Raw genomic sequence first — 11,853 nt, forward strand, 5'->3', positions numbered from 1 at the left:
CGGCGCGGGCCGATCGGCCGGGCCGGACGGGTCCCGTGACCTATCGTGAGCGGGAGTGCCGGTGCGGCGTCCCGGCCAGGAGGCGTCCGCCGGGCACCGTGCTGCGCGCCTCACGACCGGTCGGCGTGTGCTCTGCGAGGAGTCTGGAGTAAGGCATGGGCCTCATCCACATCGAACTGTTCACCACCCTCGACCTCGTCGGGCAGGCGCCCGGCGGCCCCGACGAGGACCCGGTCGGGTTCCCGTACGGCGGCTGGCAGGCGCCCCTGATCGATCAGGTCACCGGGGCACAGATCCTCGCCGCGTACGAGGACACGGACGCCCTCCTGCTCGGCAGGCGCACGTACGACATCTTCGCCGCCTACTGGCCGCACCAGAAGGGCGGGCCGGACAACGCGATCGCCGAGCTCTTCAACCGTGTCCCCAAGTACGTGGCCTCCCGGGGCACGCCCGAGCTCCCGTGGGCCGGGTCCACGCAGCTCGGCCCGGACCTGCCCGCCGCGGTACGCGAGCTCCGCGACCGGCACGAACACGTGAAGGTCGTCGGGAGCCTGGACCTCGTCCAGACCCTCCTGCGCGACAAGCTCTTCGACCAACTCGACCTCTGGGTCCACCCGATCACCCTCGGCGTCGGAAAGAAGGTGTTCGATGAGGGCGCGGTGCCCACCAACCTCACGCTCCTCCAACCGCCGGCCGCCGGCCCGCAGGGCACCGTGTTCCTGCGCTACGGGCTCGCCGACGGCACACCCGCCACGGGCGACATGAGCGCGCCCGACCGCGGTCTCGGGCACGACAGCTGACACCCGCCCCCGGACGGCGAGGACCACGGGTGAGCAATTTCGACGCCGTGCCGCTGACCTGCTAATATTCTTCTCGTCGCGAGGGAGATGATTCCTCGTCAGGCGTCAGCGGTGCTACCAGAGCACGTCCTACTTTCAGTAGGAAGAGTCCGTGCGACCCGGGCCTGGCGCTCCACGGTCGGGAGAGGCCCGGCACCCACTCGGGTGCCGGGCCTCGCTCGCGTTCGCGGACCGTTCACGACCGTCCGAGGCGGTCACCTGCGGCGGCGCGTCACTGCCAGACGCGGTAGACGGCGTCGCGCGCCTGGCCGAGGTACTGCTGGTAGGTGCCCAGGTTCCAGGCCGCCCAGGAGGCCCAGCCCCGGCCGGTGCCGTCGTTGTCGATCCTGAAGGCCTTGCGGGCCGACCAGCCCATGTCCTGCCAGTTCTCGGCAGTGACGACCTCCGCGTCGTGATAGTGGACCTCCGGGTACCAGCGCTCGTTGATCTGCCAGGCGCCGAGGTCCTTGGTGCCCGGGTCGGGATCGGTGGGAAGGTTGGTGTGGACGGCCAGACGGTTGCAGCCGGACTCGGCCATGGCGATCGCCACGGCGTAGATCGCGTCGTCGTTGCGGCCCTCGCCGGACTTGTCCTTCGCGAAGCCCGCCAACTGGGCCTCACGGGCACAGGCGTCGATGCCGCTCTGGTCGCCGGCGGCATTGGCGGTGAAGGTGGTCGAGGTGAGGCTGAGGGCCAGGACGGCGACCGAACCGGTCAGCAGAGAACGGGTCTTGCGTAACACGCGAGTCCTCCCTTCGATGCCGGCCCGGGTCGGGCCGGGTACGGGGAAGGACGCTAGGCAGCGCGGGTAGACAAACGGTCAACGCATGCGAGACCGCCGCCCTGTGCGCGGCGAGAGCGGTCAGCGGCGGGTCGGAACAGCGAGGCAGGGGCACAGGCGGCTACCGTGGCCGTGCCACGAAGGAGGCCCGGCATGGCGATCCAGCGAATGGACAACGTCCTCATCGTCGTCGACGACCTTGAGGCCGTCATTGCGTTCTTCGTCGAACTCGGCATGGAGCTGGAGGGCAAGGGGCCCCTCGAATGGCGCGGGGCGGAGCGCGTCATCGGGCTCGAGGACGTCCGCCAGGACATCGCCATGCTGCGGGTGCCGAACGGCCACGGGCGGGTGGAGCTGGCGAAGTTCCACCGGCCGAAGGCCATCACCGCCGAGCCGAAGGACCCACCGGCGAACACGCTCGGCCTCCGTCGCGTCATGTTCACCGTCGACGACATCGAGGACGTCGTCGCCCGCCTGCGGGCCCACGGTGCCGAACTCGTCGGCGAGATCGTGCAGTACGAGAACGTCTACCGGCTCTGCTACGTCCGCGGCCCCGAGGGCATCGTCGTCGGACTCGCCGAGCAGCTCGGCTGACGGCGCGCTCGCATGGGTGAGTGCTCAGGCTCGGGCCGGCGGAGGCGGACGGCGTGACGGCCTCGCCCCCGTCATGAGGGGGCGAGGCCGTCGGTGGTGCTGGAGGTCAGCCGCAGACGCGTCCTGCGGGGAGCCGAAGTGCGGGGCTACTTGCCGGCGGCCTTCATGGAGGTGACCGCCTCCGCCACGCTGGGGCGGTAGATGCCCATCTGCGGGTTCAGGACTCGTGCACCGCTGTTGAGCGGGAAGTTGCGGGTGTTGGCGAGGGGCATGTTGGTGTCGTCGTCGTCGACGAGCACGTTGAGTTCGTCGATGCCGGGGGCGGTGCCGGTGGTGGCGCCGCTCGGGTCGAGGTCGATCACCGCGTAGGCGTGCTGGCCGGCCGGGACCGGGAACCGCAAGGTGCCGCTGGCGAGGATCGGCTTGATGTTCTTGCTCTGGTCGGGGGAGACGGAGTTGCCCAGGTCGACCCCCGGGGAGGAACTCAGGGAGCAGGCGGTCGTACCGGTGTTGTGCACGTCGATCACCCACTGGTTGGCTGCCCCGGCGCGTACGGTCGCGTTGATCTCGAGGTTCTGGATGTCGCACGGGCGGGCGTCGGAGCCGGCACCGCCACCGTCGGGCCGGGTGCCGCCCGACGGGCTCGCGCCGGACGGCGCGTGCGTGGCGGTGTGCGGCGCCCCCGCGGTGGCCGGTTTGCTCGCCGTGGGAGCAGCGGGCGCCGGGGCGCCCGGTGTCGAGGGCGTGGTGGCCGACGCGGGGGCCGGGGCGGCGGTTGTGGGGGCCGTCGAGCCGCCCGCCGAGTCGGTGTTGTCGGGCCCGCACGCGGTCAACGCGAGCCCCGCCCCCACGACGAGGACGACGGAGACGAGCAGCGGGCGACGACGGTGACGGACGGACATGGCGGCTCCCCGATGACGATGCGTGCTGACTGTTCGGACACCCCATAGGACAGTCGGCGGACGGCATTCGGTGGCACCCGGAGCGTCACAATCGTCAGGACATGACAGGGATCGGACTGTGACATTCGGTGGGACACAGTGCACTTGACATCGCGTCACCTCGCGCTGAACCCCTCCGCGCCGCATCCCACCGCGCCCCGCCCGCCGGCGGCTCGCCGTCGAATCCGGACGCGGTCGGCCATGGGATCCCGGAAGCGTCGGCTGCCCGGGGCCGGGGGCCGGGCCGACCGGTCCCGCCGGGAGCGCGACCGGTCGGGGGCCCGTGCCGGTGGCTCCGGAACGGCTGAGCCGGGGCCATTGTCAGTGCCCCGCGTTACGCTCGCCGCACCCTGAGGAAACCCGGATGGCCGCCTCCTCGACTTCGCCTACAGGAGGCGGTCCCCCGGTCCGCGAAGCCGCGCGCGCGATGGCCGAGCCGTGGGCGGCGTGCAACCGCCGACGTGCTGATGAGCGGCGCCATTGCGGGGGCTCAGCCGTCTGCCGTGGCGTTCGGGTCGAGTGCGTCCGGGTCGCCGCCCCCTGACCTGCTCAACCCGGGCCGGCCCGGCGGCGGGGCGCCGGGGCCGCGGTGTCCGGGCCCGTCGTCAGACCGCGCTCCGCCCGTTGCCGAGCACCGCCTTGACGAGCCCGTCCAACGCCTTCGGGAACACCTCCGCGGGGTTCACCTCGGCGTCCCCGGTGGTCAGTCCGGCGGTCAGGGTCCTGCTGCCGTCGGGCGTGCTGTACATCAGTGCCCCGTAGCCGCCCGGGGCGCCGCCGTTGTGGTGGTAGACGGTGCCGCCGTCCGGACCCAGGTCCTGCACGAACAGCCCGAGGCCGTAGCCGAGTTCCCCGTGCGGCGTGCGCATACAACCCGCTGGTGTGCTGCAGCAGCATCCGCACCGTGATCCGCTCGTCCAGCCCGAGCTCGGGCAGGTGGTCGGCCACCGGGGTGTCCAGGCCGATCCTCTCCTCGGCCACCAGCTGCAGCACCGCGGTCGCTGTGAAGGTCTTGACGACGCTGCCCGCCCAGAACGTCCGTCGCCGGCTCGGCGCTCCCGCCCAGCTCGCGCACCCCGGCGCTGCCGACCCATTCGCCGTGCTCGTCATGCACCCGCATCTGCACCCCGGCGAAGCCGGCGGCCACGAACTCCTCGATGGCCTTCTGCAGTTCCGGGCGGTAGGACCGGTTTGTTCCCGACGGTGTGCAGGGACTCGCTCATGATCATTCCCGTCTCGTAGTGGGACGCGTGGCCCCTCTTCCGCGCTTGCGCTCCGCGTTTCCGACAACAGAAAAGCTACGTTGCTTTCAAATTTCCAACAAGCAACTCATTGCGCAAAAGTGACATCAGCCCAGATCAGAGCGCTTAAATCGTTGCAGTGATTCTGAATCCAACGCAATGACAGTTACCTTTACATTGCAATGGGATGATGATGAACGCTCCGCCGAGGCTGCCGCCTCGACTCGCCGGATCGGGAGCGGAAGCCAGCGCCCGGACTGTGACATTCGGTGGGGTGCGCCACCGTTGACGCCGCGCGAACTCCAACGCGGCGTACATCGGATACGGCCACGTCACCTACGGGACCCCCGTCTGGTGCGTCCAGGAGAAGATGCTCAACTTCATTGCCGGTTCGGCGCACCCGGGGCCGCCTGCTCCGGCACAGCTCGACCAGGACAGCTCCTTCGGGCCCGCCACGTACGGCACTGTCCAGTGGCTGCAGACCGCTGACAAGAAATTCAGCCGCTGCCGCCCGGATCAATGCATTTCTCCTCAGCCACCTTGATGGCGTAGAGTCGGGTTCACCGACGCGGGGTGGAGCAGCTCGGTAGCTCGCTGGGCTCATAACCCAGAGGTCGCAGGTTCAAATCCTGTCCCCGCTACCACGAAGGCCGGGTCGGCGCACAGTGTGCGCCGACCCGGCCTTTTCTGTCAGGCCAGTTGGCGGTTGGCCAGGCTGCCGAGAGCGGGTGCTCACCGTTGGTCGGCGTCGACCGGGGTGCCGGGCTCGAAGAGGGCGTCGCGGGCGTCCAAGGCGACCGACTTCGCGGCCTGGCCGGTAGGCAGGGAGCAGTGAGATGGGCTGCTACGGGTGGTAGAGGGCCTGGGCACGCGCCATGTCGGCAGGCCCGTCCCCGTCAAGGTGCAGGAAGTAGCCCACCTGCCACAGCTGCGTGGCACGTGCCTGACGGTTGGCCGTGGTCACCCACGGCGGGTAGACACGGAAACCCCGCTTCCCGCCCACGTGGTCCCGGGACACGATGCCCCGCTCGCACAGCACCTCGCACGGGAACACGAACTGCCCGAAGTGGCCACTGTCGCGGCTGCTGACGACGACAAGGTCAACCCCGTCATCGGCGTCGAAGGGCCTGATCGGCCCGCCCTCGGACCGCTGCCACACGGTGACGAACTGGCCGACCTTCGTCGGGGTGGTCTTCGCCACACGGAACCGAACCGCGAGGCCGTCAAGGGTGAACCCGTGCGCCGCGTACTCGGCACTCTCCGCTTCGGGCACCGGCTGCGAGCAGGCAAAGCCACTCGGGTCGTACACCGATGCCTTCGCCGCCAGGAGGTCACCGTGAAGCCCCGCCCACGGCCGGTTCGTCGCCATTGCCCCATCCTGCCACCACACCCGGAGGTCACAGCCGCCGCGCCGGTTCTCGACCAGGAAGGCGGCTCGCGCGAGGGGCGTGGGGGGTGAGGCAAACGACCCTGTCCGCACCCCGGGTCCCGTCCTTTACCGTGCGGGCGACCTCACCGCCGCGGAGCCTACCTCACCACCTGCGGCCAGGCAGCTGATGGCAGGCGCGGATGCCAGACGCCCGGCAGTCGGCCCGTTACCGGTCCGAGGCCGTCGACGTCGTTCCCGCGTGGCCCACCCGGTGTGAGGGCGAGCGACGCTTCCGGTCGGAGCGGGGGATCGGAGCGGGTGAAGGGCCTGTGTGGGAGAGTACGACGCGATCATGAATCCTGGGGGTGGACCAATGCACACACGTCACTGCGCGGTGGCTGGGGTCGTTCTGGCGGTTCTCGCCCTGTCGGCCTGCTCGACCGGCCCGCAGCCCCGCCCGGGCAGCGCGGCCTCCGGCCGGGTGCCTCTGGAGCGGCTGCGGGACGGCCTGCTGACCCAGAACCGGCTCCCCCAGGGATTCCGGCTGAACACCGAGGAGGTCAACTCGACGACGACCCGTCCTCCGTACACCCCGTCGACGGTCCCCATCGCGGCGATGCCGTGCAAGGAACTCGGTGTCGACTCCTTCATGACGACCCACGCCCCACCCGCGAAGGATGTCGCGGTGGGGGTGGAACGGACACCGGTCGGCGACGACGACCTCGGCTGGTTCGGCCAGGAGGTGCTCGACCGGTACGCGCCCGGGCAGGCGGCCGCGGTCATGGACGCCATTCGCGGTGCCGCCGGGCGCTGCGCCTCCTACACCAGCACGCTCGTGGACGGTACGCAGCTCCAGGAGACCGCGTCCGTCACGGCGGCCAAGGTACCGACCGACGACAGCCTGCTGCTCCACCTCACGTCGACCTTCCCCGAGGACGGAACCACGTTCGTCAAGGTGACCGCGTTCGCCCGCGTGGGCGATGTGATCCTCATGGTGCAGCATGCCGCCGTGGACACGGCGTCGTCGGACACGGAGACCGTGCTCACGGCCGCGGTGACGGCGTACCGCTCCGCCGCCGGCGGCTGACGCGCAGGCCACCCCGGGCACACCGCCGGCGCCGGGTCACGTCCGGACGCCGCGCCGGGGGCGGCTCGAACCCGTTCGGGCCGCCCCGCTCACGCGCCGATCGGGAGCGGCCGCGCTGCCGCTCCCGCGGCCGTCAGGACGCGCAGTCGCGGCAGATGGGTTGACCGTTCTTGTCCTCACCCGCGAGTTGGGCACGGTGGTGGACCAGGAAGCAGGTCATGCAGGTGAACTCGTCCGCCTGCAGGGGCACGACCCGGACGGTGAGTTCCTCCCCGGACAGGTCGGCGCCCGGAAGCTCGAGACCTTCGACGGCCTCGGGCTCCACGTCGACGGCGGAACTCTGCTTGTCGTCGCGCTGGCTCTTCAGTGCCTCGATGCTGTCGTCGCTGCTCTCGTCGCCGGTGTCGCGCGGGGCGTCGTAGTCGGTTGCCAAGGTGGTGTCTTCTCCTCAAGGGTTGCTTCCGGCGGGCGGTCGTGCCGCCTGCCGGCCCGCGAAGTGCGGGCCGGGCGCGTGCTTGTTTCCGATCCCGCCCGTGGTGCACCACCATCCCACCTATCGGGGCCGGATGGCGCGCGCCCGGCCTTGTGGAGGACACCGACGTCCTGAGGCACTGCACCGGATCCCGGCCGTGAACCGGCACGGTGGAAGGATCAGCGGCTCCAGTACTGGTAGGAGTCTGTGATCGTCTGGCCTGTATTCCTCGGCGTGGTGGGCATAGATGTCACCGTGAGTAGCATCCGAGGGTCTGGCGGTTCCAGGTCTCTCCGGTCGGCATAAACAGCCGTCCCTCGGCGTGGGAAGGAGTTGTAGCCGAGCATCTCGCCGGCCACGGAGAGTTGGGGACCGAAAAATTCACGGAAACGGGCACGAGGGCTCAACCCGGTCTGCTTCGATCACTCGATGGATCAGATCAGCGCCGACGTCCCGGATCTCGGCTGCAGCCTCCCGGAATGCGAACGGCCCTTCCGCGCTCGGCACGGCGGCGAGCCCTACTGCAAGTCGCACTACACCCCAGCATGTGAGCGAACGCGTACGCCCGTCGCCCAGGTGCCGGGCCAGATCCAGCAGCGTCCACCCCGGACAGGTCGGCACCTGCACGCCGAGATCGGGCGCGGACTGCACCACGGCACGGAACACGGACGACCGCTCGTCGATCAGCTTGAGCAGCTCGGGAACTCGGGAGTCTTATGCACCCCGGCTGTCTATCAAGCTGCCGGTCGACCGGCGCTGTCCCGGAACTGACGCCGTGAAGGCAATTCCCACGATCCCGGTGTGATCGGCATACTTCCGCGCATGGACATCGTGGACAACGACCCCCGGCCACACCACTACCGCTTCGCGCACAAGGTGCTCGCCGGCCTCGCCCGGGACCTCGGGCCGCGGATGCTCGACGGCGAACCGGAGCAGGGCTTCGGCCCCGGACTGGTCTCCCTCTGGAAGGACTTCGGCGAGCGGCTCCCCGCAGCGGACCGGCTGCCGAGCGACGGCCTGGACGCGAACCTGATCACGCTGGGCCCGCACCGGTTGCTGGTGGTCGAACTGCCACGGCCCGCCGCACCGGCGGAGGCGTACTACACCGCCGTCGTCCAGCCGGGCGGCGCCGACCACTGCCGGTACTTCACCCTGGAGCTGGCGGCGAACCCGTTCACCCGGGAGACGTACACGGTGCTCGGAGAGTGGGCGGACGGCAGCCACCTCAACCTGGGCCCCGGCCCGGCAGCCGATCTGTCCGGCTTCCTGACCGCCGTGGTGGAACTCCTGGCCGAGTCGGAACCCGGCCCCGTCGCGGCCACACACCCGGCCCCGCCCGCCCCGCGGGACAAGCCCGAACGCCGCGGCCTGCGAAGGCTGTTCGGCCGCTGACCCGCCCCCGAGGACGGTGCGGCCCACGGTCGCCGACCGCGGGCCGCACCGTCCGCCCGCAGGCAGAGCATGTCCCCAGCCACCCGCACGCCGAGTCGGCAACCGCCCTGCGGAGGGGGCGGGTTGGAGGCATCACCTCTGGCTTCGGCCGCAATCCAGTTCTGCCAGACGTGGATGGTGTTGGGCACCTCGGGGCGATCGAGGAGCCCAAGAACATAGCCGGCGTGCCGCCGCGCCCATGGGTTGTCAGGCCGAGCGGCGGTCTCCAGCCTGCCGCGCAGATCCTCACTGTCGACGACTCGGGCAACGCGCAGGTACTCGCGGTCCTTGCAGCGGTAGGCCCTCTGATTCGCACGTCTGGTCGGCCTCTCGTCGTCGACTGCCGCGGCAAGGAACGCCTCGCGTCGGTGCGGCGTCGCTCCGTTGGCTGTTGTGTGTGGCGCCTGTGTCACACCAGCGCCGCGCCGCCGTCTACTGCGAGCGTGGTGCCGGTGACGTAGGCGTTGGACAAGACGAAGAGATAGGCCGCCGCGGCTTCCTCGGCAGTGCCGACACGCCGCGTGAGCAGCCCGGACCCGGCGCCCTGGAGGAAAGCCTCCGGGTCCGGGACACTGCCGTCCCACAGCTCGGTGCGGATCACACCGGGCTGGATCACGTTGACGCGCAGAGGGGCGAGTTCGACGGCGAGTGCTCGGGACAGGGCCTCGATGCCGCCGGTGATGCCTGCCGTGAGCGCGGTTCCGGACAGGGGGCGGATCGCCAGGACGCCGGAGCTGAAAGTGATCGACCCGCCGTCGCGCAGTCGCGGTGCGGCGTACTTGGCCGAGAGGAACGCGCCCCAGAACCGGCGCTCGAAGACGGCCCTGGCCTCCTGCGGGGTGGTGTCGGCCAACGGCTTGATCAGCAGAGATTCGCCTGCGGTGTAGACGAGGTGGTCGAACTCCCCGACCTGCTCGAAGAATGCGGGGATGGCGTTGCCGTCGGCGACGTCCAGGCAGCGGCCTTCGGCCGGCTCGCCCAGCCGCTTCGCCGCGGCGTCCACGCGGTCCTGATTGCTGGAGGCGACCACGACGTCCGCGCCGGCCGCCGCGGCCTGTCGGGCCACCGCGAAGCCGATGCCGGAGGTTCCACCGATGATCACGATCTTCTTGCCAGCCAGAGACATGGGATGGGATCCGTTCCTTCGTCGATGCAGTGCCGGGGTTCGGCTACCGCTATGGCAAGAACGTACGCCTCCACATCGAGACGGTGAATGCCTTGAAGTCTCGATTCCCTGTCATATCGTCTCGCCCTGCAGGCGCTAGAGTGGCGCTGTGGACATCCTGAGCGACACACTCGAAGTCCTGCGCACGGGACGTCCGATGGTGACGCGCACCGACGCGCACGCCCCGTGGGCCCTGAAGTTCCAACCCATCTCAGGAGCCGGCTTCCACGTGGTGGTGGAAGGACACTGCTACCTGCTGCCACCGCACGGCCAACCGCTCGCGCTCGGACCCGGCGACATCGTGTTCCTGCAGCGCGGCAGCGGACACACCCTGTGCGATGTGCCGGGCCGCGATCCGGTGGACTTCGTACCGGACCGCGTGGACCGTTCCTCGCCGATCGGCCAGGTCACCGTGGACGGACCGGGGCCGCACACGGTGCTGGTGTGCGGCGCGTACGCGATCGACGTTGACCGCCCGCATCCGCTGTTCAGTGATCTACCGGAGGTCATCCACCTCCCCGCGGTTCCGGGCCGCCACCCGGTGCTGCGCTCGGCGGTCGATCAGCTGTGCGCCGAGTTCCACGCGTCGCAGCCGGGCTCGGACGCGGTCGTCACGGCGCTCATCGATCTGCTGCTGCTGTACATCCTCCGGTCGTGGTACGCCGAACTGCCGAAGGAGCGGACCCGGGGGTGGGCGGCCGCGCTGACCGACCCGGCAGTCGCCCCGGCCCTGAAGGCGATCCACGACGATCCCGGCCATCCCTGGACCGTGGAGTCGCTGGGCACCCGCGCCGGACTGTCCCGCGCGGCGTTCGCCCGCCGCTTCGCCTCGGTGGTCGGCGAGCCGCCGTTGACCTACCTGACCAACTGGCGGATGGCCACCGCGGCACGGTTGCTGCACCAGTCGCCGGCCCCGCTGAGCACAATCGCGCAGCACACGGGGTACACATCGGAGTTCGCCTTCGCCAAAGCTTTCAAACGACACTACGGATCGCCGCCGGGGGCCTACCGCAAGCAGGCCAGGACGGCAGGCGACGAACCACGCGGATACGAGTGACGGCGAGGGCCAGGACATCGCCGCAGCGGATTGGGAAGCGGTGGCCGCTCGCCGCCCCCTCCGGTTCTCGAATGGCTGGGCCACTGCCGGTGAGCGATGGTGAGGCAACCGGCGATGATCACCTCCCGCGTAGGCTCTCGCCTGATCGCAGTCGCCAAGAGAGGTAGAGATGGGCCAGAAGATCATCCGGTTCTCGGACCTGACCGGCACGCACGTGGAGAACGACGACGACCTGGTGCGCATCGTGGTGCGCCAGCACCCCGACCTGGAGGACGGCCCGGTCGAGATCGAGGCGCTCGGCAGTGAGCTGACCGCGGTGGAGGAACTGGCGCTCGACCTGGTGACGGTCGAGCTGCACTACCCGGACGCCGACGGACCGGAGACGGTCGTCATGGAGGCCGAGGCGTTCAACCGGCTGGCCTCGGCCACCCCGATGACGGAGGTACTGCGCAGCGCCAAGCGGGTGGCCCCGACGATTCCGAGCCAGGCCGCGGCGCCGGCCGGCACCAGGGAGCGGGTCAACTACGCGAGCCTGGAGCACGCCGGCCGGCCGCACAAGGGCCGCACCACCGACGCCGAGAAGCAGCTCGTGCAGCAGCACCTGGACGAGATCAACGAGCGGCTGGCCGCCGCGGGCATCCGGACGATCGACCTGAACAGCCCGGAGCACGTGGCCCGGTACGGTCTGGAGGCCCTGGCCCGCGAGCGCGGCGTCACGCTCGGCTGATCGCGTCAAGCGCGCAATCGGGGCCGGGGGCCCCCGGGGGGGGGGCCGCCCCCGGGGGGGGGGGGGTTTTGCAAACCCCCGCCCCGCCGGGGGGGCGAGGGGGGGGTGGGGGGGGGGCGCGGGGGGGGGGGCGGGACGGTGGGGGGGTG

At 70.5% G+C, this 11,853-nt stretch carries 12 protein-coding genes, 1 tRNA gene and 1 pseudogene; 7 read left to right on the forward strand and 7 right to left on the reverse strand.

Annotation, left to right across the window (positions count from 1 at the left end; translation table 11 throughout):
- Positions 1–155 precede the first annotated feature (155 nt).
- A complete protein-coding gene (locus ACIBEC_RS34920; protein ID WP_396289737.1) occupies positions 156–800 on the forward strand; it encodes a dihydrofolate reductase family protein in 645 nt (214 codons plus the stop codon).
- Between the two features lie 271 nt (positions 801–1,071).
- On the opposite strand, the gene ACIBEC_RS34925 is transcribed toward ACIBEC_RS34920, so the two are convergent.
- Positions 1,072–1,581 (reverse strand): hypothetical protein, encoded by a 510-nt coding sequence (locus tag ACIBEC_RS34925; RefSeq protein ID WP_360510164.1) that lies wholly within the window; start codon positions 1,579–1,581, stop codon positions 1,072–1,074.
- A 192-nt stretch (positions 1,582–1,773) separates the two neighbouring features.
- Here ACIBEC_RS34925 and ACIBEC_RS34930 point away from each other — a divergent pair, with 192 nt between their 5' ends.
- Positions 1,774–2,214: a VOC family protein gene (locus ACIBEC_RS34930; protein ID WP_360510166.1), complete on the forward strand. Its 441-nt coding sequence runs from the start codon at positions 1,774–1,776 to the stop codon at positions 2,212–2,214.
- A gap of 146 nt (positions 2,215–2,360) precedes the next feature.
- On the opposite strand, the gene ACIBEC_RS34935 is transcribed toward ACIBEC_RS34930, so the two are convergent.
- From ACIBEC_RS34935 to ACIBEC_RS34945, 3 genes and pseudogenes are all read right to left on the reverse strand, one after another.
- Positions 2,361–3,116 carry a DUF4232 domain-containing protein gene (locus ACIBEC_RS34935; protein WP_360510168.1) on the reverse strand — a complete coding sequence of 252 codons (756 nt, stop codon included), beginning with the start codon at positions 3,114–3,116 and terminating at the stop codon, positions 2,361–2,363.
- A 644-nt stretch (positions 3,117–3,760) separates the two neighbouring features.
- Positions 3,761–4,024: a hypothetical protein gene (locus ACIBEC_RS34940; RefSeq protein WP_360510170.1), complete on the reverse strand. Its 264-nt coding sequence runs from the start codon at positions 4,022–4,024 to the stop codon at positions 3,761–3,763.
- Between the two features lie 43 nt (positions 4,025–4,067).
- Positions 4,068–4,265: pseudogene (locus ACIBEC_RS34945) on the reverse strand (serine hydrolase); the annotation flags it as partial.
- Between the two features lie 698 nt (positions 4,266–4,963).
- Here ACIBEC_RS34945 and ACIBEC_RS34950 point away from each other — a divergent pair.
- Positions 4,964–5,040, forward strand: a tRNA-Met gene (locus ACIBEC_RS34950).
- A gap of 200 nt (positions 5,041–5,240) precedes the next feature.
- Here ACIBEC_RS34950 and ACIBEC_RS34955 read toward each other — a convergent pair.
- Complete coding sequence (locus ACIBEC_RS34955; RefSeq protein ID WP_360504351.1) at positions 5,241–5,765, reverse strand: MepB family protein; 525 nt, start codon at positions 5,763–5,765, stop codon at positions 5,241–5,243.
- Between the two features lie 373 nt (positions 5,766–6,138).
- On the opposite strand from ACIBEC_RS34955, the gene ACIBEC_RS34960 reads away from it, so the two are divergent.
- On the forward strand, positions 6,139–6,852 hold the full coding sequence (locus ACIBEC_RS34960; RefSeq protein ID WP_360504353.1) for a hypothetical protein: 714 nt from the start codon (positions 6,139–6,141) through the stop codon (positions 6,850–6,852).
- A 133-nt stretch (positions 6,853–6,985) separates the two neighbouring features.
- On the opposite strand, the gene ACIBEC_RS34965 is transcribed toward ACIBEC_RS34960, so the two are convergent.
- Positions 6,986–7,285, reverse strand: coding sequence for a DUF4193 domain-containing protein (locus ACIBEC_RS34965; protein ID WP_360268914.1), 300 nt, complete (start codon positions 7,283–7,285; stop codon positions 6,986–6,988).
- Positions 7,286–8,146: 861 nt separating this feature from the next.
- Here ACIBEC_RS34965 and ACIBEC_RS34970 point away from each other — a divergent pair.
- Positions 8,147–8,716 (forward strand): hypothetical protein, encoded by a 570-nt coding sequence (locus tag ACIBEC_RS34970; RefSeq protein WP_360504355.1) that lies wholly within the window; start codon positions 8,147–8,149, stop codon positions 8,714–8,716.
- A 448-nt stretch (positions 8,717–9,164) separates the two neighbouring features.
- On the opposite strand, the gene ACIBEC_RS34975 is transcribed toward ACIBEC_RS34970, so the two are convergent.
- Positions 9,165–9,881 (reverse strand): SDR family oxidoreductase, encoded by a 717-nt coding sequence (locus tag ACIBEC_RS34975; RefSeq protein WP_360504357.1) that lies wholly within the window; start codon positions 9,879–9,881, stop codon positions 9,165–9,167.
- A 148-nt stretch (positions 9,882–10,029) separates the two neighbouring features.
- Here ACIBEC_RS34975 and ACIBEC_RS34980 point away from each other — a divergent pair, with 148 nt between their 5' ends.
- Together ACIBEC_RS34980 and ACIBEC_RS34985 are read left to right on the forward strand one after the other, a co-directional pair.
- The gene (locus ACIBEC_RS34980) at positions 10,030–10,977 is read left to right on the forward strand and encodes an AraC family transcriptional regulator (protein WP_360504359.1); all 948 of its coding nucleotides are present in this window, start codon (positions 10,030–10,032) and stop codon (positions 10,975–10,977) included.
- Between the two features lie 169 nt (positions 10,978–11,146).
- Complete coding sequence (locus ACIBEC_RS34985; protein ID WP_360504361.1) at positions 11,147–11,704, forward strand: hypothetical protein; 558 nt, start codon at positions 11,147–11,149, stop codon at positions 11,702–11,704.
- The last annotated feature ends 149 nt before the right edge of the window (positions 11,705–11,853 follow it).

This window comes from Kitasatospora sp. NPDC051164, assembly GCF_044455625.1.
Lineage (GTDB): Bacteria > Actinomycetota > Actinomycetes > Streptomycetales > Streptomycetaceae > Kitasatospora.

Bases quoted from the DNA above. Each gene is read 5' to 3' on its own strand.
- ACIBEC_RS34975 (WP_360504357.1), bottom strand. From the start codon at position 9,881: ATGTCTCTGGCTGGCAAGAAGATCGTGATCATCGGTGGAACCTCCGGC.
- ACIBEC_RS34930 (WP_360510166.1), top strand. From the start codon at position 1,774: ATGGCGATCCAGCGAATGGACAACGTCCTCATCGTCGTCGACGACCTT.
- ACIBEC_RS34960 (WP_360504353.1), top strand. From the start codon at position 6,139: ATGCACACACGTCACTGCGCGGTGGCTGGGGTCGTTCTGGCGGTTCTC.
- ACIBEC_RS34935 (WP_360510168.1), bottom strand. From the start codon at position 3,116: ATGTCCGTCCGTCACCGTCGTCGCCCGCTGCTCGTCTCCGTCGTCCTC.
- ACIBEC_RS34940 (WP_360510170.1), bottom strand. From the start codon at position 4,024: ATGCGCACGCCGCACGGGGAACTCGGCTACGGCCTCGGGCTGTTCGTG.
- ACIBEC_RS34920 (WP_396289737.1), top strand. From the start codon at position 156: ATGGGCCTCATCCACATCGAACTGTTCACCACCCTCGACCTCGTCGGG.
- ACIBEC_RS34970 (WP_360504355.1), top strand. From the start codon at position 8,147: ATGGACATCGTGGACAACGACCCCCGGCCACACCACTACCGCTTCGCG.
- ACIBEC_RS34955 (WP_360504351.1), bottom strand. From the start codon at position 5,765: ATGGCGACGAACCGGCCGTGGGCGGGGCTTCACGGTGACCTCCTGGCG.
- ACIBEC_RS34985 (WP_360504361.1), top strand. From the start codon at position 11,147: ATGGGCCAGAAGATCATCCGGTTCTCGGACCTGACCGGCACGCACGTG.